Consider the following 23,357-nt stretch of genomic DNA (forward strand, 5'->3'; position numbering starts at 1 on the left):
GCCGGGCGGGTGCCCGGAGCAGACGCTCCACCACCCCCAACCCGCAACCAGCGAACAGGACCGCAGTGGACATCCACCCCGACCTGACAGCCGTCCGCGGCGAACTCGCCCGCACCGACACCAAAGCCGGTCTGCTCCTCACCCTCGCCTGGGCCGCGGTGAGCGCCGTCCTCGCCGCCGCCGCCCTCATCAACCCCCTCCCCGCCACCGCCCTCATCGGCCTCGGAGCGGTTGCGGCGTTCCTGGCCGGCGCCACCTGGGCTCTCCTCAACGCCATCAACCCCCAGCTCCCCAAGCCCGGCACCGGAACCGGGTGGGCCGCCCACGCTTACACCACGCCCGCTGAGTTGGCGGCCCGGACGCAGGCCGACGCCGAACGGGACCAGCACGCCGAGTACGTTCACCTGTCCCGCCTGACCGACGCCAAGTACCGGCTCGTCCGCCGCGGCGTCCGCCTCCTGAAGGCCGCACTCGCCACCGGAGTGATTCTCGCCGTCGCCCTCGCAATCATCGGGGCGTCGTGATGACCGACACCCTCGGCCTCATCCCGCCCCTCGCCTGGCAAACAGCGGCAGCCGTCTCCGCGCTCATCGCCACCATCTTCGCCCTGCGAGGACTCCGCACCCTCACCCGCGCCACAAACCGCTTCTTCCGCTGCTACATCGCCCCCCGCCCCGCTGAGGACGTCCTCACCGTCATCGCGGCCAGCATCGCCACCGGCGTCTCCGCCCAAGGAATGTGGCAGTTCATCGACCGCACCCTGCACCTCCACTGGGCACTCCAAGCCGCCGGATTCGCGTTCATCGAGGTCGCGGTCATCACCAGCGCCGTCCGAGCCAAGCGCTCCATGAAGGAGAAGTACTCCGCCGGCATCGACGGCATCGCCGTCTGGGCACTCACCAGCCTGTCGGCGGTGCTGTCCGCGATGGAAGCCGCCTCCCTCCCCGAAGCCGTGTTCCGGCTCGCGGCCCCGCTGGTCGCCGCCTGGCTGTGGGAGCGCGGCATGGCGGTGGAGCGGCGCCGCGTGTCCGGCCTGTCCGGCATCAACTGGCGCCTCACCCCCGAACGCATCCTGGTGCGGCTCGGCCTGGCCGAAGCCCGCGACCGCACCGCCGACGAGGTCGACGCCCACCGCCGCCTGACCCGGGTGGCGCGGGCCGCCAAGAAGGTCTACCAACTCCGCCAGACAGGCGCCTCCGACCGCCGGATCCGGGCCGCAGTCACCCGCCGCGACCGCGCCATCGACCTGGCGGTGGCGCACACCAGTCTCGCCCGCGACAAGACGAAGCAAGCGGCTCTGCTGGACCTGCTGACCGCTTTCGGTGGCGGCGACAGCCTGTCGGCCGTACTGGAGACCGCCTCCGCCCCGTGGGCCGATCTCGACCACCCGGCCGTCACCACCACCCGACAGGTGGCGCTCGAAGGTGGCGCCACCCGGGAAGTGGCGGACACCGCCACCGACACGACACCAGCACCGACACCGGTAGCGGTGACGCCCGCCGAGCCGACCGCCACCAACACGGGTAGCGGTAGCGCCACCACCGACACCGGCACCGACACTGCGCCACCGGTAGCGCCGCCACCGGCCCGACACCCGGCCCAGAACGCCACCGCCACCCAGGCCGACACGACACCCGACACCGACACCGGCGACGACACCCTCACCGCCACCGCATCCGCCACCGACACCATGTGGCGCCACTGGCAGCGCGCCATCGAGGAAGGACGCGACCCGAGCGGCGCCGAACTCGCCCGGCTGGCCGGCTGCGCCCCCTCCTACGGCCGCCGCATGAAGAAACTCTGGCTGACCGACACCCAGCAGCCGCTCGCCCCCATCACCGGCCCCGTCAACGGACACCACGCGGGCGGCGAGTCGTGAGCGAGTTCATCTACCGCACCGGAACATCCGCCCAGCTCGCCGACGAGCTCCTGCTCATCCGCGGAGCGTACAGCCACGCCACCGTCGTCTACCTGCACAAGAACGCCGACGGCGCCTTCTCCATCTGTCTGGAGGTGCGGTCTTGAGCGCGCCCGGCGCGTCGATCGGCGAGCCCGACACCGACCGCTGGCAGGCCGTCGACACCGGACGCCAGGAGGACGTCGAGGTGGCGCCACCGGTAGCGGACGAGGCGACACCGACACCGGCCTCCCCGCGCTCCGCGACACCGGCCCCCGACACCGACACCAGCAGCACCGACACCGCCACCGGCACCCCGGCCGGGCAGCTCCTCGTCGGTGTCGCCGCCACCGCCACCCTCGGCGGCATCGGCCTGTACAACACGGTCGGCGTGCTCGGCCTGGTGGCGGGTGGCGGTGTCGCAGTGGCGGGAGCGGGCGGCTACGGCTACTGGAGGTGGCGCAAAGCCCACCCCCGCAAGAACCGGGGCGGCGGGGAGCGGCGCTCCGGCAGTGGCGGTGGCGGGAAGAGCCCCTTCGCCGGCACGGCGCGGTCGGGGCGTGGCGCCACCTTCTCCACCGGCCGGACCAGCCGGGCGACCCCCGGCACCCGCACCGCCACCCGCAGCAGTAGCGGTGGCGGTGGTCGACGGAGCGGCACCGGAACGCCATTCAGGGGTGGCGGCCGAGGTGGCGCCACCGGTAGCGGCGCCACCAAGCGCCGCCTGAAGTTCCCCGGCACCGGTAGCGGTAGCGGCCGAGGTGGCGCCACCGCCACCCGAACCCGCCGTAGCGCCACCCGCAGCGCACGCCACCGGCGCCACCCCGCCACCGCCACCCGCCGCGCCCTCAACACCGCCCGCCACTACGCCACAGCACCAGCCCGCGCCGCCACCCGGGCAGGCCGCACCATACGCAAACACGCCGCCCCCCGCATCGCCCAAGCCCGGCAGGCGTCCCGGCGGCTGGACGCCGCCACCGGCCACGCCGCCGGCCGCGCCGGACGAGCAACCGTCCGCCGAGCCAAGGCCGCGGCCCGCCGGGCAGCACCCCACCTACGCCGCGCCGGCGCCTGGATCAACCGGCGCACCGGGCAGCGCATCAGCACCGCCTGGGCCGCCGCCCTCCACGGTGGCCGACGCGCCGCCACCACCGCCCTGCGCCACCGCTACCGGCGATGGGACGCCGAAACCACCGCCACCCTGGCCGCCCTCGGCGTCTGGCTGAGCAGACCACTACGACGCCACCGCGCCACCCGCAGCGCCACCGACACCAGCACCGCCACACCGACCGCCACCGCTACCGGTCCGGCCGCCACTCAACCCACCGCCACCGACACCGGAACCCCGGCACCCGCCGCCACCAGCACCCAGCCACCTCGAACCCCCACAAGGAGACACCACCCCATGTCCCACGGATCCCCCCTGATCATCGCCAGCGCCGACATGATCGGCTCCGTCTCCCGCTACCTGCCCATGGACATGTGGGACGTCAGCCGCGACCTCGACCAACTCCACCAAGTCCCCGAAAACGTCGCCCGAGCAGTCGCCGTCTACACCACCAACCTTGAAGCGGCCTACCCCGTCAACCACCGCGTCGTCCAGATGCTCGGCGAGTTCTACTCCTCCATCGCCGTCTCCTCCGCCATGGCCCAGCAGATCGCCGCCGCGTTCCGCAAAATCCACGCCGACGACATCAAACGGCGGGAGGCACCCCGCACCGGCGAACACTTCTGGAACGTCTGACCAGCGCAAACAGCACCACGCACGAAAGGGGGGCCCTGTGGCCGCGAACACCACACCACGAGCCGACTGGTCACTGACCCACGGACCCGTCAGCGGAGCGATCAACGGCACCCTCGGCCTGGCCGCCCTCGCCGCCACCGCCCACGCCGCGAACATCGAACCCTGGCTGCCCGCCGCCGCCACCGCGCTGTCGGCCATCGGCAGCGTCCTGCACTCCGCCGACCGCGGCGCGCACACCCCCACCCTGCTATACCGGCTGTGCTGCGTCCTGGGCGCCGGAGGCTGGCTGACCTACGCCACAGCCACCACCCCGTGGACCTCGGCCGCGCTCTACGCCCTCGGCCTGGGCGCCCTCGCCGCCGGCGTCCTGGCCACCCCGTTCCGCATCAAAGCCCCCGCCACCAGCGGCGGCGGCGGCGCGGCACGGACGGCGGTCCTGCCACGCCGCGTCGCGCAACTCGCCGCCGAATGGGAGCAGCGCATCCTCGCCGTCACCCGAATCCGCGTGGAGATCACCGGCGTGCGCACCTGGGACAGCGGCGCCGGCTACACCCTGACCGGACTACTCCCCCTGAACGGCGCCACCCGCCAGCAGCTCACCGTCGCCGTCGACCAGCTCGCCGCCGCGGCCCGCCTGCCGGACGGCTGCGGCGTGGAGGTGAACAAGGGGGAACACCGCGGCGCCTTCACGATGCACGTGATGACGGTCAACCGGTTGACCGAGGACGTCGACTGGCACGGCGACCTGTCCCCCCGCGACATTCACGAACCCGCCTGGCTGGGCGAGCACCGCGACTCCACCCCCGTGACGGTCCCCCTGCGGGAGGAGTCGGTGGTGCTGATCGGGCAGAAAGGCTCAGGCAAAACGACCGTCCTGCACGGCCTGATCTGGGAAGTCTCCCGATCCTTCAACGGCCTGGTGGCCGTCATCGACGTCAACGGCGGCAGCCTCGCCCAGCCTTGGCTGCACCCCTGGCTGGAAGGGGAAACCGAACGCCCCGCCCTGGACTGGGTTGCCTGCGACCTGGACGAGGCGCTGGAGATGTCGCGGACCCTGGTCGAAATGGCGATCGACCGCAAGACGTCGTATCGGCACCTGAAGGTCAAGCACAACCTGTCGCTGCTGCCCATGTCTGCTCAGCTGCCGTCGTATCAGCTCATCGTCGACGAGGGCGGCGAACTGATGTCCACCACCAGCCGCGACCCGATCAAGCGGGAGATCCGCGACAACATCGAAGAACTGCTGCGCATCGGCCGCGACGCCGGATTCAACACCATCATCTCCAGCCTGCGGGCCGTGCAGGACATGGTCTCCCCCGACATCGTCAAGCAGTCCAAGGTCAAGATCGGCATGTACTGCGACGACGAGGCGGAACTGGCCTATCTGTTCGGCTGGCATCAGGGCGCCGACCCCGACGAGCTCGCCGGGCCCGGCACCGGCTTCTACCGGATCCCCGGGGCGCCGGTGCGCCCCTTCAAGGCGGGCAACCTGCTGCACGGTGACATCGCCGCAGCGGCGGTGACGATCGCCAACCACCGGCCCGACCTGGACGCCGCCGGCATCGCGGTCGGCGGCGACGCCTACCGGACCCGGCTGGCCCGGATGCGGGAGGCGTTCAGCGGCGGCGGCCAAGTGGCGCTGCCCGCCCGCCCGCTTCGCCCCTCCGCACCCCCGCCCTCTGTCGCCGAGGCCGCCCCCGCCTCAGGTGCCGTGCGCGTCGCCGAGCGGGGCCACCTGACCGTGCTGACCGGCGGGGCGTCCAGCTGGCCGGACCCCTCGCAGATCGCCGCCGCCGCAGCCGCCGGACCGGTCTTCGCCGGCCGATACGACCTGGAGCCCGAGCGGGTGGAAACCCTGCGCGCCGAGCAGGTCCGTGAGGTCGAGGTGCCTGGGCATCCGGTGCCGGAGCTCGTCGTCCGCGCCGTGGAGGCGTTCGCCGGAGACGACCGGATCCACTCCGTCGTACTCGCCGAGCGGCTCGGCGTCGACCAGGTCGAGCTGACCGAACTGCTGCGCGCGATCGGCGTACGGACCCTGTCCCGGGCGTTCATGCGCGGCGGGGAAGAGCGCCGCGGCTACGCCCGCACCGACCTCGAAACCGCAGCCACCGCGATCCGCTCCGGCGACCTGGCCGTGCCGCCCGAGGTCGCCGACTGGCCCGCCGCCTAACCCCCCGGACACCCCGGACGTCCGGGTCCGACGTCGGACCCGGACAGCCCCCCGGACACCCGGACACCCCCGGACGTCCGCCCCGGACACCCTCTGAGCTGCCGAAACGGCTTGCTGTCCGGGTGTCCGGGTCCCCCAGACACCCCCCTCTACCGGGGTCTGACCCCCCTCAGACCCCCACCCCGACTCCCCGCACAGGGAGCCCAACCAAAGGAGATCGACATGACTGACAACAAGGAGATCCGCGACGGCGTCGTCTGCATCGGCGGCACCGTCACCCTGACCGGCTGCGCCATCGGCGCCGGCGCAACCGTCGTCGTGATCGCCGGCGACGAGGACAACGACGAGTAACGCGACGGGCACACCCGGCATGGCCAACCGCCAAGAAGCCCACACCGGGCGCGCCCGCACCCCATCTCGATCCATACAGACCAGAAAGGCACCACCCATCATGACAACCACCCAGCCCGCGACTCAGTGCGACAACCTCAGCGTCGGCGTCCTCATCACCGACGCCGACGGCCGCTACCTGATGTTCGAGCGGGCCACCGCCCCCGCGGGCATCGCTCCCCCGGCCGGACACGTCGACGACCACGGCGACCTCCTGACCGCCGCCCGAAACGAGGTGGCCGAGGAGGTCGGCCTCACCGTCACCGGCCTGCACCCGGTCGCGGGCGGGTGGCGCACCAACCGGTGCCGCCGCACCATCCCGGACAGCGGCACGGCAGGGCACCACTGGCGGGTCTACCAGGCACGGCAGGTAAGCGGGCAGCTGGCGCCCAGCATCCGGGAGACCCGCAACGCCCGCTGGCTGACCGTCCGGCAGCTCCAGCTCCTGACAGACCGAACCGTGGCCTACGCCCACGGAGAACTCGACGACGCGGCCTTCACCTCCAATCCGGGGATCGAGCCGGTATGGGTGGCCTGGCTGGCCGAGGCCGGGATCGTCGCTGCCGGACGCGACGACCTGGCCCTGGTCGACGGCCTCGCCGCCCGCCCCCACGTCGCCCACGCGTAGCGGCTGCTGCGGGTGCCCGCCCGGCCTGCGCGGTCGGGCGGGTGCCCGGAGCGTCCGCTCCACCACCCCGCCGAGGAGATCGACACATGAGCAAGGACACGCAGCGCGCCTTCGGAAACGTGCTGAAGAGCGCCATGACCACCAGCTCGGGCGACACAGAGGCCCAAGACAGGGAAGCCGCCCAGATGATCGCCAAAATCTGCGGCACCACCCCGCAGGAGGCGCTCGCAGAGATCCGCCGCGCCGAACGGTCCCTCTACGGCAAGTAACGGTCACCGGCCCGCCGTACGCTCACCACACCCCACCCAGGAGGCACCCATGGAGTGCGACCTCACCCTCACCACCCAGGCACTCGACCGGCTACTCGCTCGCGGCTGCACCATCCGCCTGTCCCTGGTCGGCGACGGCGCAGACGTGGACGACACCGGCGCCATGATCCACCCCGGGTGGGGGCCCTACGTGCAGGCCACCTTGCGCGACCACGAGGACCGGGTCGTCGCCGACGTCCATGCCGCCACCGTCGCCGGTGCCCTCACCACTCTCACCGCCCCGCACACCCAGACCGCGCCCACGCCTACCCCACCGAAAGCGGAGCCGAAGGACACCCGGAGGGCCGGGGGAATCGGCCGCCTGACCGATGACAGCGGGCGAATCACGGAGCTGCGGATGCCCGACAGCGAATGGGCCACCCCCAGGCCCGGCGTCCGGCAGGTGTGGGGGTGGATCGTCGGCACCGCCCCATGCCCGGTCGGCCGCCACGACCGCCTGCGGCTGGAGCTGCCGGACGGCACCATCCTGCTGGGCCCCGGGCGGGTGGAGGTGATGCGCCAGGACGGCAGGAGGCACGCGAAGGTCTACATCTACGACTGAGCACACCACGACGCCCCCGTCCTCCGTGCTGGAGGCGGGGGCGTCCTGCTGTCCGCCTGCGCACGGTCACCGGGGCGGGTGAATTCGGCCGGTCGGTGGCCACCTGAAAATAACTACCCCTATCCGTAGACAAACACTACGGGTACCCGTAGTGTTTGGGATGTCGGGAAACAGCCCACCGGAAGGAACCGGCCAATGGACACCACCACCGCAGCCCTTCAGGCCGGCGTCACCACCGCCACCATCCGCACCTGGGCCCGCCGCGGCGTCATCGCCGCCACCAAGGTCGCCCGCCGGTGGGTCATCGAGGCGGCCTCCCTGGCCCGCCGCATTGCTCTCGGCGGCGCCAAGAAGCCGGCCGACCTCACCGAAAAGTTCTGCGACGAGCTCACCATGCAGATCTACGGCGCCGCCGAGGCGAGATCCCTGGCCGCACTACAGGCCATGCTGCGCGCCGCCCGCGCCCGCGACACCCGGTACCTGGGCGGCGTCCCCGCCGCGCAGGTTCACCTGACCGACGCCCAGTGGGGCCGCGTCGCCAAGGACATCAGCTTCGAAATCTCCTGCATCGGCGCTGAGTACTGAGGATCCGGCGCGGGCACCGTCGTCGGCGCCCGCGCCGCCATCGCCGCCCCCTGACCCGCTCCACCCGGCGCCTCAAGCCAAACCCACACCACGAAAGGCATGATCATGCGCAACATCATCAGCGACACCGCCGGCCGCGCGGACGGCGTCACCACCGAGTACGCCGACGCCGTCCGCGCGGCCCTCGACACCGCCGTCCGCGGTGCCGACCGCGAGTCCACCACCAAGAACAAGTGGGGCCAGTACACCGCCCACGCCGCCCTCATCTCCTACGCCTCCCCCGACACCGGCCAGGAACGGTGGGCGCTCTACTACCAGGACGAGGCGACCCTGGAGGTGGAGGAGTCCACCGACCGGGCGGAGGCCGAGACCCGCTACGAGGAGCACGTCCGCTCCCTCGCCGACTGCGCGATGGAGGGCACGACCTGGTGGCAGAGCACGGACGTCGACGGCGTCCCCACCTCCACCGAAGACGACAACGACCTTTAACCCGCCCCCGGGGTGGCCGCCCACCGGCCACCCCGGCCCCGTGAACGGAGAAAACCTTGACCACCTGGCAGACCCGGCTCACCGCCGCCCTGGCCACCGCACACGCCCGCCTCGACCGCGGACGGGAGGAGATGGCCGCCGCCGGAGACGACCGCGCCCGCGCGATCACCACCGCGGTGAACGCGTGCCAGGAAACCCTGGGCGGCGGGCGGGGCACCCGCCGCCCGGCGATCGAGGCGGTCGCCGCCGCGATGACCCCCCCGGTCACCGTCAAAAGCGTGGACGTGGCGCTGGCCAAGGTCAGCGCGGGCCTGCCGCCGCGGCCCGGCCTGCCCTGGCCGGTGTGGGAGAAGCTCGCCGCGGCCGAACTCGCCGACCTGAAACCGCTGTCTCCCGCGCAGTGGGCGGTGCTCGGCCACCTGGTCCGGCACATCGCCTTGGACGAATCATGGATCAGCGACCCCGGAGGCCTGCTCGCCCAGGAGGTCGATGACCTCGACCCCGACGAGCTGCCCGCCGGCGTCGAGCAGGCGCCGCTGTCGCAGGCGTGCCGCTCCTGGAGCCGGGCCGCGAGCGTGGCCATACTGGAGGCCCTGGCCCGCGGCGAGCACGACGCCCTGCCCACCGGCGAGGCGAAGGACGCCGCGTCTTGAGCGAGCCACTGCCGGAGTCGCGCTACCGCCTGGGGGAACGCACCACAGAGACCCGGAAGGCCAAGGCCCGCGCCGACCGGGAGCGCCGCCGCGCCCAGGCCGCCGCGGCACTGCCCCCGGACAAGCGGCAAGCCATCCTGCGGGCCCTCTCCCAGGGGACGCGGCTGGCCCAGGCCGCCCGCGAGGCCGGGACCACCACGCAGGCCGTCCACGGCCTGGCGAAGTACGACCCGGCCTGGGGGACGGCGCTGGACGCGGCCCAGCGGGCCGCCGCCCCCGCCGACTGCCCGCACGGCACGCCGACCGGCTACCGGTGGTACCGGTGCCAGTGCGCGGCATGCCGCGCCGCGAAAGACGGGCACCGCCCCGCGATCCAGACGACCGGCGCGGGGCGCCCCACCTCGGAGCGGCTGCGCGCCGAGCTGGACGCCACCGCCGTGCGCCTGGGATGCGCGGACCTGGAGGACCTGATCCGGCAAACCCGCCACCTCACCATCGCCGAGCTGGGGCGGCTGATCGGCCGCTCCCAGGGGGCCGCAGCGTACTGGCGGCACAAGATCCTGGACGCGCCCCAGGCGTCGGCCGAGACGCGCCGCCAGCCGATACGGCTGCAAAAGGCGGCGTGGGAACAGCGGCGGGCACAGCTCGCCGAAGCGGCGGGGTTCACCTCCTGGGAGGAGGCGATCACCCGGACCGCGCATATGCGCCCCCGGCACGCCGCGCGCGAGCTGGGAGCGGACCCTTCGGGCATTGTCTACTGGCGGGACAGGCTCAGCCGCGAGTATGCCCCCAGCCCCTCCGGCGCCGACAGCGGCAGCGGGATTCCCCCCAAGCTGGACGCCATGGCTGTCTCACACGGATATTCCGGCCTGGAGGACCTGATCCGCTCCACCGCCGCCCTGCCCCGCCCCCAGGTCGCGCGGATGCTGGAATGCAAGGGCGACACGGTGACCCGCTGGCGGCGCAAATTCGGCGTCCAGGCAGCGCCCGCCGCGCGGCGGATTTCGCTGACCGCCACCGAGGCCGGGACGTACGAGGAAATCCGGGAGGCCAAGGCGCGCGCGGCCGGATACCCCTGCTGGCGGGAGGCCATCACCGCTACCGTCTCCCTGTCTCTGAGCGAGGCCGCCCGACGCCTGGAGGTGGAGACGGCGACAATCCTCCAGTGGCGGCGCAAATTCCGCGACCAGGGGGCGGGGCCGCCGTGAGCCTGCGGCCCCGCCATCTCGCATGACGGCGAGCACCCCTGTCGCGGGCGCTGGCCAGCAGCCGCACCCCGCCTCGGACGGCCCCTCACCTCGGGCGAGGTGGAGCGGCTGGCCGCGGCCGAGACGATCGCCGCGTGGGCGGCCGTCGCGTGGGAGCTGCTGGCCGACGGGGCGAGCCGGCAGAGCATCGCGCGATCGACGGGGATGAAGGGGGCGACGGTGGATCAGCGGGTGAGCCGGTACCGGCCCGCGCTGTAGGCCGAGTGCGGCCGGCAGCCGTCGTCCGCCTCGGCCGCTGGGGGCCGTCATCGGTCCCTAAAAATCTACAAACAAGCGGCCAAGTCGATCGAGGTGTTAGATTTTCGCTGATAATATCAGCGCCATGGCTACTCTATTGGATCAGAGGTTCATCGTCGACTCCGTCGGCCCCCTCTGCGCCCCCCTCCACAACAGCCTGGAAAGATCCCACGCCATCGCTGAAGCTCACTTCATCGAGCACGGCATGAGCAGCCCTGAAGACGCGATCGGGATCACCCACCTCACCCGCTTCCACCTCCGCAACGCCCTCCGGAAGGAAAAGCTTGGCGGCTGGATCTTGGTCCCCGGCCGCGTCAACGGCCAAGTCCTGCTTCGCAACGCCCTCCTGAAGCTGAGAATCCTCCACGGATGGCCCCAGGACGGCATCCCGGCGCCAGGGAGCAACGAAGCCCGCATCGACTACTACCGCAACGCCGACGTCGGCCTGCACGGCGTACGAGCCAGCCAACTGGTCGGCGTATGGGGACTCACCGTCAACGGTCAGATCGACATCCGCATCGTCCGAACCATCGACAAGTGGAAGATCGGCCAGGCCGCCAAGGTCGACATCGACTTCCCCCTCTCACGCACCTGGGACGAACTCTCCGGCCTGGAGTTCAGTCCCTCATCAAGCAGCATCAACGTCATTCTGCCCATCGATCGAGACGAGGAGAAGGGCGATGCCAACCCCGCTGGCCGGTGAGCGCATCCGAGCCCTGCGGCATCTGCTTGGCCTGACTCAAGAACAGCTCGCAGACGCCGCAGGCGTCGGACAATCAAGAATTTCCGAGATCGAACGAGGAGGACTCGAAGCCACCCAAGAAATCATCGACGCCATCGCAGCAGCAACCGCAACCCCCCGCCGGTTCTTCGAAGTCATACCGCCCGACGTCCCGCTCGGCACCCTGCGGTTCCGCAAGTACGCCACCGCCCGCCGCGGGGAAGCCAAGCGCGTCAAAGCACTGTTCGACGAGGCGTATCGGATCACCAGCGATCTGCTCGTCACCGCCGGATACGGCGGACCCGACCTGCCTTTCGCCACCGGAGAGGTTTCCGGGGACGATATCGAGGACCTGGCCGCACAGACCCGGGAGGCGCTCCAAATCGGCGGGGACGGGCCACTGATGCACGTGACCAGGGCATGCGAACGGGCAGGGATCGCAGTGGTTCCCCTGACGCTGCCCGGAGAAGAGGATGAACCACACAAGGTGGACCACTTCGGCATCAGCTACTGGCCATCACCACACGAACCAGCAATGATCGCTTACTTTACCGGAGGCCCAGGCGACCGCTTAAGGTTCACCCTCGCCCACGAGCTCGGGCACCTGGTACTCCATAGCCGCCGCCGCATCGTCGCCGATCCGGAACGGGAGGCACACCGCTTCGCCGGCGCGCTGCTTCTACCTCGGCACCGCGCAGAAGAGATGCTGAGCGGCCCTGTCGTACTGACCGACCTAGCGAGAATGAAAGCCACCTGGGGTGTGTCCATCCAAGCACTCATCATGCGCGGCGCACATCTCGGACTGATCGACGAGGCTCGCAAGAAGTCACTGTTCATTCAGCTCGGGGCTCGCGGGTGGAAGAAGAACGAGCCAGTGCCGGTGGGCCACGAGGAGCCCATCTTGGTCCGCAGACTGCTGATGCGCCGCTATGGCGCCCACATCTCGGACCTGAAGATCGCCGATGAGGTCGGCTTGCACACAATGACGGTGCGCTCGCTCGCACCGAAGATCGCCGCCTGATCCGCCATAGACACGACACACGGCCCCCGCCCCATCCCGGGCGGGGGCTTCGTGCTGTCCAGATCAGGCCAGGCGGGCAACCACCGAACGTCACCGGCCGTCTCCTGTGCGTCTCAACTCTCAGGAGGAGCCTTGCGTATTCGTTCCCTGCTCTCCGCCGTGGCCCTGGCCGGCGGCCTGCTCGTCGCACCGGCCGCGGTCGCCGCCGCTGACGCGTCCACCGTCGCCGCGGTCTGCCAGTACCGGCAGTCCGGCAACCACTGGAACTGCATCACCCCGGGCGCGTACTGCCCGGGCGCCGCACACGGGAAGTACGGGTACGCCAAGGTCACCAACCGCCGGTACAGGTGCAGCGTGTACAGCAACGGCCAGTGGCGATGGAAGCGCAGCTGATCCCAGCGCGACGTGAAAAAGCGCCCGCTCCTCCGCGCTGGGAGGGGCGGGCGCTTTCACGTCCAGACGGTCAGCCCCGGGCCGCCTCCTGCAGCTGCTTCCACGCGGCATACCGGTCCCGCTGCCCGGCCCACCACGGGTTGTTGTTCAGGGCCTCCAGGGCGAGGAGTCTCTGCTCCCGCACCTCGGCCAGCAGCTGCCGCTGCTCATCGGTCATCGCCCCTTCGAGGATCTCCTGCGACGACGGCAACGCGGCGGTGACCTCCTGCACGCGGGCGTCCGCCTCCCAGTAGGCGCGCTGGGCGGCGAGCAGGTCAGGCGGGAATTCGTCGTCGGTCATGCGTCTCCCCCGAGTGGTGCGTTCTGGCCGATCCTATTTGGGGTGTGGTGGCGGCCTAAAAGTGGCCCGTCCTCCCCGGACGCTGAATCTCAAGCCTCCTCGCATAGAACCCCTATGCAAGGAGGGGTGTCGTGATGCATAGTAGGTCTATGCAGATGGTGATTAACCCCCTGGGACTCGACCTACACGACGGCACCGGCTACGCCCCCCGCCACGAGGTCCGCAACACCCTCCACATGGAGACCATCGCCGCCGACATGACCCGCGACGGCTGGACCGGCGCCCCCATCGTCGGCCGCGTCGACTGGGCCCAGGCCATCACCGGCTCCCACCGCATCCCCGCCGCCGCCCTGGCCGGCGTCGACGTCCCGGTCGTGGACATCTTCGACCTCGCCGACGCCACCGGCATCGACCTCGACGACCTGATCGCCACCTACGGCGGCCTGGAGGAAGCGCTCCCCGCGTTCTGCGCCGAGGTGCCCGCCGACATCGCCGAGGCGTACGGCCTCGACATCGACTGATGGGGCGATCCCGCGACACCTCCTGGCACCAGCCGTTCCTCGACCTGATCGCACAGGGGCACTCCTTCACAGCCGCCATCACGGAGCTGGGCAGCAATTCCCGCACCCTCTACAACCACTTCGCAGACTTCCCCGATTTCCACGCCACCGCGATGAAGCTGCGCCGCTCGTCCGGCCGGCCCATGGCCGGGTCGCCCCCCGCCGACTCGCCCCGTCCTCGTATCGCCGCCCTTATCTGCGCCGGCCTGACGGTCGGCCAGGCGGCGCAGGTACTCGGTATCCCCCTGGGCACCATGCAAAAGTGGGTCCGCCGCTCCCCGGTGAAAGAGCAGATTGACGCCGGACGGACCGGGCCGAGGTTCGCGCAGCGCCGCTGGCCGGTGAACATCGACGACCTGATAGAGCTGCTCCGCAATATCGCCTCCGGGATGCACCTGGCTGACGCGTGCACCGCCGCCGGCATCCCGGTGGCGACGGTCAAGCGGTGGCGTCGCATATACGACGAGGTCGACGCCGTGATCGTGGCTGCCGCGATGGACGGACGCAAGCGAGGCATCCGCCCCGTCTCCAAGCTCGCCTGCCCCGGCCCGCGCTGCGGCACGGGCACCGGCTACGACTACGGGTGCGCCGAGGACGCCTGCCGTACCGCCGCCGCCGAGCGCGCGTACCGGCGCCGCCACCCCGACCACCCGGGAGAGCCGAACCATGGCTGACCTCGTCCGGATCGCCATCACCAGAAAGGATCTTCGATGACCTCTTCGATGACCGACACCCTCGGCTACGAAGCTGAACCCTCCGACGTGGCCGCCGAGATCGGCGGCCTCCTCGCCGACATCACCGACCCCCTGGAGCTCTACCACCGCGCCACCGCCGCCCAGGCCCGCCACGAGGCCGTAGCCGCCGCACTCACCGATGAGCGGCGCCGGGCATGCGCCGCGATGTGGGACAACGGCAACGGCCTGTCCTACGCCCGCATCGCCGACCTAATCGGCACCAGCCGCTCACGCGCACAGCAACTCGTCGAACGCGGCCGGGCGCTGCCGCTCACGGCCGAAGCGCAGGAGCCCGACGTAAGGCACTAACTCGCCACATGCCCGCCCAGGCGCAACGAAAGCACCCCGCCGCCCTCCGCGAGGAGGGTGGCGGGGCGCCGCAGTGTCGGGGAGAGGCTCCGGCTTAGCTGGCCGCACCGCCGAAGCCCCGCACACAGTATGGCGGGGAGTTGAGTAGTTCCATTCGCCTCCGCGAGGGGTGCTCAAACCGGATGGCAGGCGTACCCGCACTCACTCGGCCCGCCGCGCGTCAGGCAGTCGCCGTTACAGCCGTGCCGACAATCACCGAGGTCATCGCCGGGCGCCGGCAGCTCCCCCACGGGCAGCAGAGACCGAGCGAACTCCCGCTGCTCCACCCTCTTCCTCCACCGGGTATCGCTGCCCGCCCCCGAACAGTCGGGCCCGTACATGCGGCGGGTCCGGCGCCACCCTGCACGCGCCCGGCCCAGCATGCGTGGCATGGCACCTCCTACCAGTACATCCACTTAGCGCCATGCCGGTGCCGTGTCGGCCCCGGCTCCTCACCGCGGAGCAGCGCGAGTCGCACCCGCTGCCGGGCACGCCGCTCGTAAACGCTGCAGTCCTCCCCGATCCCGGCGTACGCGCCGCCCCGGGTGAGGAACGTCTTGCCGTCCTCCTCCTGGAGGTGGGCGGGCATGGTGTTGTCTGTTCTGGACATGCGGTGCCCTCTCGGCCCCGCCGGACTCTCCGGCGTGGACCTAAGGGGCCGCACCCGAAAACCTGCCACTCACGCTGACCTAACTCCCAGTTGCTGCCATTTCCCGCCAGCCTGGCAGATGCGGAAAAAGGGGCCGGGCTGCCCGAAGGCAACCCGACCCCGTTCGCAGGCCCGGGGCCCCGGTGTCCACAGGGAACTCCCCGAACCCACTTCCAGACATCACCGCAGTGTGCCGGCCACGTATCGGGAGCAGGATTCGAACCTGCGACCTACGGATTATGAGCCCGCCGAGCTACCAAACTGCTCCATCCCGACCCGTGAGGTGAGACTACCGAGCAAGGTCGGCGACCTCACCTCATTTTGAAGACCGCGCTCTCGGCCGGAGCGGAAGAGGCGGGCGCCGCGATTGAGAGGAGGCTCGCGGCAGGCCTCCGGGCAGACCCGACACCCGGCCGGACCGGGGCGAGACGTCCTCAGGCTACCGCTGCGACAGCGGCAGATCCGGGCGTGCGGTGTGCCGAGCCCTGAACCCCGCCACAGCTGTGATCGCCGCCGGAAGCAGCGGCACTGTGATCGTCTCCAGCCAGTCCGGCCAGAACGCGATCAGCGACAGATCCGAGTTCACCGCCTGCAGCACGCTGAGCACGGCGACCGAGCCCAGGTAGGAGCCGAGAGTGGCCCACTTCACCTTCGCCTCGACCGGCCTCGACTCCGCGATGGGTTCTCCATGCATGTGCCCCTCCTTAGGGGAACGGCCGCCCTCCAGCCGGGGCGGAAAACTATGACCAGCCGCCGCCGTTGGGCAACGGCATCGAGGTTCTCAGGCGGTGGGACGTCTAGGTGGTCAGGACATACCCGAGCTGCCGGTACACCTCCGCTGCCTCCACCGGCGTGAGCGTGTTCTCGCTCACGCTGGTGGGCCCGGCGATCCGCATGGTGACCGCGTCCTCGGTGCGTTCGCACTCGACCAGAATGTGGTTGCCCAGCTCGTTAACGAGGGCGACTATGGCTCGTCGCAGCATGGCGTGTCCTCTCAGTTCGTCTCATCGATGAGGCCGGGGAAACGCGGCCCGCAGGGTGGGTCACCCTGCTCCGGCTCAGGCCACAGCTCCGCAGCGCGGGCGAGGTACGGCCACACCAGGGCATGGATGGCGTCCACGGCTACGCCACACGCAGCAGCACCGGCCACGTCTTCGGACCGACGACACCGTCCTCTTCCAGACCGGCCGCGGCCTGGAGCCCCTTCACCCCGGCCGTGTGCGCTGGGGTGAAGGTGGTGTCGTCCACCCCGTCCAGACCCGCGTAGTCCCGGGCCAGCAGCAGATAATGCAGGGTCTTCACGTGCCAGCCGTGATCGCCCTCACGCAGCACAGGCAGTTTCTTCACCATGACCTCCGTCGAGCTTGAGATGGGCTTGGGCGTGGCCGGCGTCGCCTCGCTGTTGACCAGGTGCATGAACTCATCCCACGGAAAGTCCCGCCCGGGGTCGGAGTGGTCGGTCTGCCTGAACGCGTTCGACACGTCCACATGACCACAGATCCCCTCCGCGTTCGCCCGGACCTGGGCCGCCGTGAGCTTGCGCATCGGCAGGCCGTACAGCAGACACAGCTCCCGCGTCCGCGCCGCCGCTTCCTCGACGGCCGGCCACACCTGGGGCGACAGCCACTGCTGACGCGTGTAGGTCGCCTCACCGCAGATCTCGATGCCGATGCTGTGGGAGTTCGGGGGTGCATGCCAGGCGATGACCTTGTCCGGGACGCAGTGCTGTTCATCCCGGCCGGCGTCGTAGATGTAGTGGGCCGACCCGCCGGAGGATCGCATCTGGAAGTACTTCGCCGTACCGGCCGCCGCTCCCGGCTTTGACGCCCTCGGGTAGCCGACGCCGGGGCAGGTGACGTGAACGACGACTCTACGGACCGGCAGATTGCCGTTACCCGAGTCGTGCACGGCACGCCTGGTGATCGGCGGTTCGCCTGACCTCATCGGGTCCCCTCCTTCTTCTTGTCGCGCCCTCTGCGCCAGGTCTGAACGATGATCTGCAGCCGCCAGGCGAGAACGATCGGGACGCCGGTGAACGCGGCCAGGCGGACAGCCTGAAACCAATCCCCGTCGGGAATCAGCAGCCGAATCCCCCACAATCCGAGACACAAGGCGAGCACCGCCTGAAACGCGAACACATGCCGGCCCGCCGACGTCATCCACCACCGAGCCAGCAACGCCTGAGCCACCACACACGCCCACGCCAGCACCGCAGACACCACGACCAGCACACTGCCGACCAGACGTAGCCCCTCACCCATGACCGCCCCCAAACGCCTCGTCCAGCAGGGCGCGGAACCCGTTGTCCTCATACAGCCGCCGTAGCCGGCGTGCGAGCGACAGCGTGCACCGGGCCGACTCCCGCGCCCGGCGCAGCTCCGCCTCCGCGCGGCGCGTGGATTCCTCCGCCAGCCGTGCGGCCTCGTCGATGTCCGGCCGGTCCTCAGGTCGCGTCATTGGATCGCCTCGATTTGGCGTGTCTTGATTTCCGTTAGCAGCGCTGCAGCGATCTGCGCGCCCTCGGTGGACGCCAGCAGTGCGGCGCGGATCTCCTCGGCGTGCGCCTGCCTCGTCGTCTCATGCGCTTGCCGTTCCTGGCCGAACAGGACCCGCCACTGCTCGCAGTCCTTCTCCGCCTCAGTGACCCGCTCATCGCGGTCCTTTTCAGCCTGGGCGGCCCGCGCCTCGGCGTCCTTGCGCGCGTCCTCCAGGACGGCCCGAGGCACCAGGCGGCCGGTGAAAACCAGCCACAGCACGGCGAGCAGGACTCCGACCGCTCCAAGCTGAACGATCGGGATCTGCGCCCATTCCAAACTGCCCGCCCTTCAGGTACGGCTAAAGGCTGAACATGAGGTTCGCGGCGATCAGCGAGGAGTGCAGCGCCTGGGTGTAGGTGTACAAACTCGTGACGTCCGCCAGGACGTTGCCCGCCCACGCGGAGCTGTAGCTGCCCGGCGCGGACACGGTCTGCCTGGAGCTCAGCCCCGAAATCGCCAGCGCCTTCGGGAACGGCGGCACCTGCTCCAATTCCTCATCCCCGCCCGCCGACCGCACCCACAGCTTGCCGCCCTTGGCGTAGATGTGGATGTCGCCCGAGCCGAGCCCCGTCGCCGCAGGCGTTGATCGAGCCCGGAGAATCCATCCCGCGGATGCCTCGGTCAGCGGCGCCTGAGTCTGGCCACTGCCAAACTGGCCCGCCTGGAGGCGTCTTGTTTCCGCGATGTCTTTCAGGATGTCGTCGGGATACTCGGGCATTACGGCCCCTCCTCCGCCTCTTCGAATGTCAGCGTGCACTCCTCCTGGCCGGACCCCTTGGATGGAGGCTTGAACGCCATGCCGACCACTCGCCAGCGCTTACTGAAACTCGCGACGCCATCGACGATCGGCCACCACGGGTTGACCAGCATGAGGGTCACCCAGTCGCCGAGATTGCCCGGCCCGAACTGCGTGTTCGCCGGCAGCCGGACGGTCGCCTGGTGCACGCGCACCGCGCCGCCCCGGTTGGTGGCGGCCCAGGTGGCGTACGCGTTGAGCGTCGCCTCGTCGTCCACGCCGCTGTAGTCGGTGGTGACGTCAATGCCCGGCCAGCCGGCGTCGATGTGCGCTTGGGCGAGGGCGACGTCGGAGGTGAGCGGCTCCGATGAGGAGGAGGCGTCGGAGTTGGTGGACTCTCCCCGGGCCTGGAAAGCCGTGCCGCCGCGGAGCGCGTCAATGTCCTCCGACCAGCTCAGCACGTTGCCGGGCTCCATGAACTTGTGACTGGAGGAGCTCGCCCCGAATTTCGGCGCACCCCACAGCCAGTACCGGGTGCGGGTGCCGTCGCCGTTGTCGATGACCTGGACGATCCACTCGAACCCCGGGCTGGTGTTGGCGAGCTCGGCCAGCTGCTCGCCGTACGTGGTCGCCTGCGACGCCAGATACTGACGCTCCTGGGTCACACCGGACGTGCCCGCCTGCAGGGTCAGGTGCAGGTTGTACGGGGCGGTGGACTGCATCGCGGTCAGCAAGGTGCGGGCGATGACGATCTGGTCGACGCCAGCGTACGGGCCGAGATCATCGCGGATCTTCACCTGCTTCAGGTACGACTCCAGGCTGGAGCCTTCGATTTGCACCCGAATCGGTTCGCCCCGCCCTGACCGGGACACCGTGCCGCGCCAGATGACGTACGAACCCCACACGACGCCGTTGCGGTAGACGTGGACGATCGTCCGCCCCGGGCCGGTGGACAGGTCACCGGGGTAGCGCGGCAGGATGCGCGCTACTTTCGCCGCTGTCGCGTCGTCGGTGATGACCAGCCCTGCGGAGAAGGCTCCGCCCTCGGTGATCCGCCGGTCGTAGGAGACGTCATACAGGTCGAGGTCTTTGCAGATCTGCTCGTCGGTCAGCAGATCGGCGAAAACGTAGGTGTAGTGGACGACTTGCTCGCCCGAGGGGAGTGCGGGGATCGTCGGTGGCGGCGCCTCGGGAGACGGGGTGTCTCCGCCGTCCGTCGGCGGCACCAGGATCGTGAAACCGTCCCACGTGTCGAGGGCGCTGCTGGACGTGATGCCGACGACCCCGACGGGCGCGGTGCCCGTCAGCGCCCGGGAGACCAGCGTCCCCGCAGCGTAGAACAGCCGGGACTGAGCGGTCGCCCGCAGCGCGTACCCGGCCGGCACATCCCACGCGACGTTCGCGCCGGGCTGCGGCGGCACACCGGCCGCCCACCGCAGCTCCAGGCACCCTCCCACGGGCGGCGTCGCGACCGGCGTCTGAACCTGCGACGAGGAGAATCCGCCGGTCTGCTCGACCACGACGCCGGTTACGGCTGCGCCGCTGATGGCGACGATGATGATGACGCCGTCAGCGGGCGCCGCCTGGGTGACGACATAGCTTTCGGCTCCGGCAGAGGCGGTCTTCCCCCACACCTTCGTGCCGCCCCACCGGCCGGTGGGGCCAGGGCGGGAACCCAGGGGGGTCCAGCCGCCGGTGACACCCATCTGGGCCAGCGATCCGTTGTCCGCGGAGTGGATGAGCAGCAGGAGGTCACCGGCCGCGTGCTCCGGCGCAACGAACTCGCCCCCCGCGCCGAAGAGGGTGCCGCCTCCAACGTCTCGGATCTGAGGAGCCACAGCGCCTCCTCACAGGTGCTCAGAGGAACGCGCTGCGGAACAAGAGCTCGATGCCGGCGGCGCCTCCGGAGGAGGCCGTGTAAGCGATGGTGTTGCTGCCCGCGGCGAGCACCCATTCCTCAACCGGAACCGACGCCTCGCTCAGGTCCCCCATGGCGTCCACCCCGGCGAGGGTGACCTCACCGGCGTTGGTGTCAACGAGCAGCTGCTGCCCCTCGGTGAGGGTGAGGGTGAACCGCAAGATCCGGCCCAGCGATTCGTTGGTGAGAACCGGGTTGACCACCGGGCCGAAAATTTTGATCCGCGGCGAGGTGGCGACGTCGCCGTCGTTGACGCAGACGGCGGTGCCGCCCGCTGTCGTGGTGACCGACTGCTGCTGTAGGTCATACCGTCTGGGATCCGAGCACACCCACCGCAGCGACGCCGCGGTCCAGCGCTGCCCATACGACTCGGCAGGCATGACCCGGCCGCGGGGTTTACCGGTCGCCAGGAGGCTCTCACCGAGGGTGCGGATGACGAGGTTGGACTCTGATCCGTCCTCGGAGATGCCCATGACCCGGCGCAAGTTCCGGTTGGCGACGACCCAGGCGGTGGAGTCCTGCGGGCCGTCGATCGCCACCGTGGCCGACACCGTGCGTTCCTGGGCGTAGTCGCGGCCCGGCCAGGAGCCGTGCCGGGCCGAGCGTGGGGCGTTGCCGCTGTCGATCTCCGGCAGGTCATCCCAGCCCTCGACGACGGCGATTTGGTATACGTTGCCGTGCCCGCCGAAAACGAGACCGGCCCACTCGATTTGGAAATCACCGGTCAGCCGAGACCCCGGCAGGATGGGGACGTCCACCGTCAGGGCGGGGAACTCCCAGCCGACCGTGAACACGCCCAGGCTGGCTGTCGTGTCGTACGACACCGTCAGAGCGGGAAACTCCCAGCCGACCGTGAACACGCTCAGGTCGACCGTGACCGACGGCGTATCGACCGTGATCGCCGGGAACTCCCAGCCGACCGTGAACACGCCCAGGCCGGTCGTGGAGTGAGTAGGCCGCGATTTGGAGTCAACGGTCAGGCGGGACGGAAATCCGCGGCCTATGCGAGCCATCCGTGTCCCCCGATCAGATCAGTGTGGACCGGTGGACGGCCTGGTTCAGGGTGACGGACCGAAAAGGGTGGGCGACCTCGGGCGCAGCGAGAATCTCCAGCGCGGCCCACTCCCAATCGGCGGCGCCGGTCCCGGAGGCGTCCAGATTGAACTGGACCGTGCTGCCGGAGGCCCCCGAGTTAACGGCCTTGGTCGCTGCGAGCCCAAAGAAGTTGGTGCCGAACGCTTCCTCGTCGTCGGTCGACGACGGGGTGCCGCCGGTGCCGCCGTCGACGGCGACGATGAACCCTCTGGAGGCGCTCCCCGTCGAGGTGTAAGCGTTGACGGTCGCGTTGTTGGTGGTCGTCGCCCCAGTCCCGTTCGTCCCGATCGGGGACGCGTGCTGACCCGTAAGTACCCAGACCTTCAGCGCGGCGAGGGTGGTGCCGTCCAGCCCGGCGGACGCGGTGATGCCAGAGCCGCCGCTGGGTGCGGGCGCGGTCCACATCTCCACGTAAGAAATGCCGATGCGCTGCACTCTGCGCGTCCAGGTGAGGCCGCCGCCCGACAGCCCGGTGATCTCGCCGTTGACGGTCGCAACAGCGGCCACGAGCAGCGAGGCCGCCGGCGGGGAAAACGACCCGGTCGTCACCGTGGGTGCCCCGAACGAGGCTGTGACCAGCGTCGGGGAGGTGCCGATCGTGAGGGCCACCGGTCACCGGCCGTCGGGGATCGGCGCCGCCCACAGCTCGTCACCGTCATCGGAGGCGATCCGTTCCGGCGCCGCACTGTAGTCGTCGGCAGCCTCGCACAGCGTGAGGTCGTGGTCGGCCTGGGCGCGGGCGGCAACCAGATCCTCATACGGGGCACACCGCTCGGTGATCAGCTGCCCCGCCTCGTCGGTACGGGTGCCGGGCCACCGCCAATACAGGTAGACCATCAGACGCCCCCTACTCGTTTTCGGCGAATTCCAGGTAGCCCTGGACGTTGACGGTGGCGGGCGCGGTACAGCGGATGGCCAGGCCATGGCCGGAGCTGTCTCGCATCGGCTCACGGCCGAGCGGGAACTGGATGGTGAGGTTTCCGCCCTGCGGGTGCACCAGCCACCTCTTCAGCACGGTGAGCACGGTCGGCTCGGCGCTGTAAGCGCGGGCCGCGGTCGCCGACACGGTCCGGGTCGCGCCCGACACCTGAAGCGGCGTATGAGACGTACTCGTCCCGGCCCCGGCCTGGGTAGAGGCGCACAGCTCCACGGTCACCGGTTCTGCGGTGCTCGCGACGCCGTCGAACGAGACCGACAGCTCGACGCATTTGAGGATCCGGCCACCGTTGATCGCATTGAGGATCGTTTTGGCAGTCGCGGCGCTGAGCGCTATGTCGCCGTTGGTTTCTACGGTGTACGTGGGCAAGACCTGCCCCCTTCCATCCTGGGCTGCCGAGGGGACCGTCGCCTTTAGGCGTCGGGGGAATCGGGAGC

The 23,357-nt window shown here is 70.3% G+C and carries 34 protein-coding genes and 1 tRNA gene; 20 read left to right on the forward strand and 15 right to left on the reverse strand.

Features of this window, described 5'->3' with window-relative positions:
- Positions 1-65: 65 nt before the first annotated feature.
- From ACWEF2_RS27100 to ACWEF2_RS27180, 17 genes are all read left to right on the forward strand, one after another.
- Positions 66-524: a Pycsar system effector family protein gene (locus ACWEF2_RS27100; protein ID WP_453819157.1), complete on the forward strand. Its 459-nt coding sequence runs from the start codon at positions 66-68 to the stop codon at positions 522-524.
- Positions 524-1,879 (forward strand): hypothetical protein, encoded by a 1,356-nt coding sequence (locus ACWEF2_RS27105; protein WP_453819196.1) that lies wholly within the window; start codon positions 524-526, stop codon positions 1,877-1,879. The genes ACWEF2_RS27100 and ACWEF2_RS27105 overlap by 1 nt, the downstream gene beginning before the upstream one ends.
- Positions 1,876-2,025: a hypothetical protein gene (locus ACWEF2_RS27110; RefSeq protein WP_453819158.1), complete on the forward strand. Its 150-nt coding sequence runs from the start codon at positions 1,876-1,878 to the stop codon at positions 2,023-2,025. The genes ACWEF2_RS27105 and ACWEF2_RS27110 overlap by 4 nt, the downstream gene beginning before the upstream one ends.
- Positions 2,022-3,641: a hypothetical protein gene (locus ACWEF2_RS27115; RefSeq protein ID WP_453819159.1), complete on the forward strand. Its 1,620-nt coding sequence runs from the start codon at positions 2,022-2,024 to the stop codon at positions 3,639-3,641. The genes ACWEF2_RS27110 and ACWEF2_RS27115 overlap by 4 nt, the downstream gene beginning before the upstream one ends.
- A gap of 37 nt (positions 3,642-3,678) precedes the next feature.
- The gene (locus ACWEF2_RS27120) at positions 3,679-5,811 is read left to right on the forward strand and encodes a hypothetical protein (protein WP_453819160.1); all 2,133 of its coding nucleotides are present in this window, start codon (positions 3,679-3,681) and stop codon (positions 5,809-5,811) included.
- Positions 5,812-6,033: 222 nt separating this feature from the next.
- The gene (locus ACWEF2_RS27125) at positions 6,034-6,162 is read left to right on the forward strand and encodes a hypothetical protein (RefSeq protein WP_453819161.1); all 129 of its coding nucleotides are present in this window, start codon (positions 6,034-6,036) and stop codon (positions 6,160-6,162) included.
- A 100-nt stretch (positions 6,163-6,262) separates the two neighbouring features.
- Positions 6,263-6,829, forward strand: a complete 567-nt coding sequence (locus ACWEF2_RS27130) for an NUDIX hydrolase (RefSeq protein WP_453819162.1) — start codon at positions 6,263-6,265, stop codon at positions 6,827-6,829.
- 86 nt (positions 6,830-6,915) lie between these two features.
- Complete coding sequence (locus ACWEF2_RS27135) at positions 6,916-7,098, forward strand: hypothetical protein (RefSeq protein WP_453819163.1); 183 nt, start codon at positions 6,916-6,918, stop codon at positions 7,096-7,098.
- Positions 7,099-7,147: 49 nt separating this feature from the next.
- Positions 7,148-7,699, forward strand: a complete 552-nt coding sequence (locus ACWEF2_RS27140; RefSeq protein ID WP_453819164.1) for a hypothetical protein — start codon at positions 7,148-7,150, stop codon at positions 7,697-7,699.
- A 195-nt stretch (positions 7,700-7,894) separates the two neighbouring features.
- Positions 7,895-8,284, forward strand: coding sequence for a helix-turn-helix domain-containing protein (locus ACWEF2_RS27145; RefSeq protein ID WP_453819165.1), 390 nt, complete (start codon positions 7,895-7,897; stop codon positions 8,282-8,284).
- A 105-nt stretch (positions 8,285-8,389) separates the two neighbouring features.
- Positions 8,390-8,773 (forward strand): hypothetical protein, encoded by a 384-nt coding sequence (locus tag ACWEF2_RS27150; protein WP_453819166.1) that lies wholly within the window; start codon positions 8,390-8,392, stop codon positions 8,771-8,773.
- Between the two features lie 56 nt (positions 8,774-8,829).
- Positions 8,830-9,426 (forward strand): hypothetical protein, encoded by a 597-nt coding sequence (locus tag ACWEF2_RS27155; protein WP_453819167.1) that lies wholly within the window; start codon positions 8,830-8,832, stop codon positions 9,424-9,426.
- The gene (locus ACWEF2_RS27160) at positions 9,423-10,634 is read left to right on the forward strand and encodes a hypothetical protein (protein ID WP_453819168.1); all 1,212 of its coding nucleotides are present in this window, start codon (positions 9,423-9,425) and stop codon (positions 10,632-10,634) included. The genes ACWEF2_RS27155 and ACWEF2_RS27160 overlap by 4 nt, the downstream gene beginning before the upstream one ends.
- 99 nt (positions 10,635-10,733) lie before the next feature.
- The gene (locus tag ACWEF2_RS27165; RefSeq protein ID WP_453819169.1) at positions 10,734-10,892 is read left to right on the forward strand and encodes a hypothetical protein; all 159 of its coding nucleotides are present in this window, start codon (positions 10,734-10,736) and stop codon (positions 10,890-10,892) included.
- A 244-nt stretch (positions 10,893-11,136) separates the two neighbouring features.
- A complete protein-coding gene (locus ACWEF2_RS27170; RefSeq protein ID WP_453819170.1) occupies positions 11,137-11,634 on the forward strand; it encodes a hypothetical protein in 498 nt (165 codons plus the stop codon).
- A complete protein-coding gene (locus tag ACWEF2_RS27175; RefSeq protein ID WP_453819171.1) occupies positions 11,612-12,673 on the forward strand; it encodes a helix-turn-helix domain-containing protein in 1,062 nt (353 codons plus the stop codon). Before ACWEF2_RS27170 ends, ACWEF2_RS27175 begins: the two co-directional genes overlap by 23 nt.
- A 132-nt stretch (positions 12,674-12,805) precedes the next feature.
- The gene (locus ACWEF2_RS27180; protein WP_453819172.1) at positions 12,806-13,066 is read left to right on the forward strand and encodes a hypothetical protein; all 261 of its coding nucleotides are present in this window, start codon (positions 12,806-12,808) and stop codon (positions 13,064-13,066) included.
- 70 nt (positions 13,067-13,136) lie between these two features.
- Here ACWEF2_RS27180 and ACWEF2_RS27185 read toward each other — a convergent pair whose 3' ends face one another.
- Positions 13,137-13,406, reverse strand: a complete 270-nt coding sequence (locus ACWEF2_RS27185; RefSeq protein ID WP_453819173.1) for a hypothetical protein — start codon at positions 13,404-13,406, stop codon at positions 13,137-13,139.
- Positions 13,407-13,561: 155 nt separating this feature from the next.
- Here ACWEF2_RS27185 and ACWEF2_RS27190 point away from each other — a divergent pair, with 155 nt between their 5' ends.
- From ACWEF2_RS27190 to ACWEF2_RS27200, 3 genes are read left to right on the forward strand one after another with little or no spacing between them, the layout of a single operon-like run.
- Positions 13,562-13,927 (forward strand): hypothetical protein, encoded by a 366-nt coding sequence (locus ACWEF2_RS27190; protein WP_453819174.1) that lies wholly within the window; start codon positions 13,562-13,564, stop codon positions 13,925-13,927.
- Positions 13,927-14,640: a hypothetical protein gene (locus tag ACWEF2_RS27195; RefSeq protein WP_453819175.1), complete on the forward strand. Its 714-nt coding sequence runs from the start codon at positions 13,927-13,929 to the stop codon at positions 14,638-14,640. Before ACWEF2_RS27190 ends, ACWEF2_RS27195 begins: the two co-directional genes overlap by 1 nt.
- 36 nt (positions 14,641-14,676) lie before the next feature.
- Positions 14,677-15,009, forward strand: coding sequence for a hypothetical protein (locus ACWEF2_RS27200; RefSeq protein WP_453819176.1), 333 nt, complete (start codon positions 14,677-14,679; stop codon positions 15,007-15,009).
- Positions 15,010-15,448: 439 nt separating this feature from the next.
- Here ACWEF2_RS27200 and ACWEF2_RS27205 read toward each other — a convergent pair whose 3' ends face one another.
- The 14 genes from ACWEF2_RS27205 to ACWEF2_RS27270 form a co-directional block, all read right to left on the reverse strand.
- Positions 15,449-15,658 (reverse strand): hypothetical protein, encoded by a 210-nt coding sequence (locus ACWEF2_RS27205; RefSeq protein ID WP_453819177.1) that lies wholly within the window; start codon positions 15,656-15,658, stop codon positions 15,449-15,451.
- 241 nt (positions 15,659-15,899) lie between these two features.
- Positions 15,900-15,973 (reverse strand) — tRNA-Met (locus tag ACWEF2_RS27210).
- 163 nt (positions 15,974-16,136) lie between these two features.
- Complete coding sequence (locus ACWEF2_RS27215) at positions 16,137-16,391, reverse strand: hypothetical protein (RefSeq protein ID WP_453819178.1); 255 nt, start codon at positions 16,389-16,391, stop codon at positions 16,137-16,139.
- Positions 16,392-16,494: 103 nt separating this feature from the next.
- The gene (locus ACWEF2_RS27220) at positions 16,495-16,680 is read right to left on the reverse strand and encodes a hypothetical protein (protein ID WP_453819179.1); all 186 of its coding nucleotides are present in this window, start codon (positions 16,678-16,680) and stop codon (positions 16,495-16,497) included.
- Between the two features lie 139 nt (positions 16,681-16,819).
- Entirely contained in the window at positions 16,820-17,641 is an 822-nt protein-coding gene (locus tag ACWEF2_RS27225) for a peptidoglycan recognition protein family protein (protein WP_453819180.1), read from the reverse strand.
- Positions 17,638-17,958: a putative phage holin gene (locus tag ACWEF2_RS27230; RefSeq protein ID WP_453819181.1), complete on the reverse strand. Its 321-nt coding sequence runs from the start codon at positions 17,956-17,958 to the stop codon at positions 17,638-17,640. The genes ACWEF2_RS27225 and ACWEF2_RS27230 overlap by 4 nt, the downstream gene beginning before the upstream one ends.
- Positions 17,951-18,154, reverse strand: coding sequence for a DUF7620 family protein (locus tag ACWEF2_RS27235; protein ID WP_453819182.1), 204 nt, complete (start codon positions 18,152-18,154; stop codon positions 17,951-17,953). The genes ACWEF2_RS27230 and ACWEF2_RS27235 overlap by 8 nt, the downstream gene beginning before the upstream one ends.
- A complete protein-coding gene (locus tag ACWEF2_RS27240) occupies positions 18,151-18,510 on the reverse strand; it encodes a hypothetical protein (RefSeq protein WP_453819183.1) in 360 nt (119 codons plus the stop codon). Before ACWEF2_RS27240 ends, ACWEF2_RS27235 begins: the two co-directional genes overlap by 4 nt.
- A 22-nt stretch (positions 18,511-18,532) precedes the next feature.
- On the reverse strand, positions 18,533-18,952 hold the full coding sequence (locus ACWEF2_RS27245; RefSeq protein WP_453819184.1) for a hypothetical protein: 420 nt from the start codon (positions 18,950-18,952) through the stop codon (positions 18,533-18,535).
- On the reverse strand, positions 18,952-20,808 hold the full coding sequence (locus ACWEF2_RS27250; protein WP_453819185.1) for a hypothetical protein: 1,857 nt from the start codon (positions 20,806-20,808) through the stop codon (positions 18,952-18,954). The genes ACWEF2_RS27245 and ACWEF2_RS27250 overlap by 1 nt, the downstream gene beginning before the upstream one ends.
- A 19-nt stretch (positions 20,809-20,827) precedes the next feature.
- Entirely contained in the window at positions 20,828-21,817 is a 990-nt protein-coding gene (locus ACWEF2_RS27255) for a phage distal tail protein (RefSeq protein WP_453819186.1), read from the reverse strand.
- Between the two features lie 97 nt (positions 21,818-21,914).
- The gene (locus ACWEF2_RS27260) at positions 21,915-22,592 is read right to left on the reverse strand and encodes a hypothetical protein (RefSeq protein ID WP_453819187.1); all 678 of its coding nucleotides are present in this window, start codon (positions 22,590-22,592) and stop codon (positions 21,915-21,917) included.
- Between the two features lie 3 nt (positions 22,593-22,595).
- Positions 22,596-22,820 carry a hypothetical protein gene (locus ACWEF2_RS27265; RefSeq protein ID WP_453819188.1) on the reverse strand — a complete coding sequence of 75 codons (225 nt, stop codon included), beginning with the start codon at positions 22,818-22,820 and terminating at the stop codon, positions 22,596-22,598.
- A 10-nt stretch (positions 22,821-22,830) separates the two neighbouring features.
- A complete protein-coding gene (locus ACWEF2_RS27270; protein WP_453819189.1) occupies positions 22,831-23,289 on the reverse strand; it encodes a hypothetical protein in 459 nt (152 codons plus the stop codon).
- Positions 23,290-23,357: the final 68 nt, after the last annotated feature.

It is taken from the genome of Streptosporangium sp. NPDC004631 (assembly GCF_053601935.1).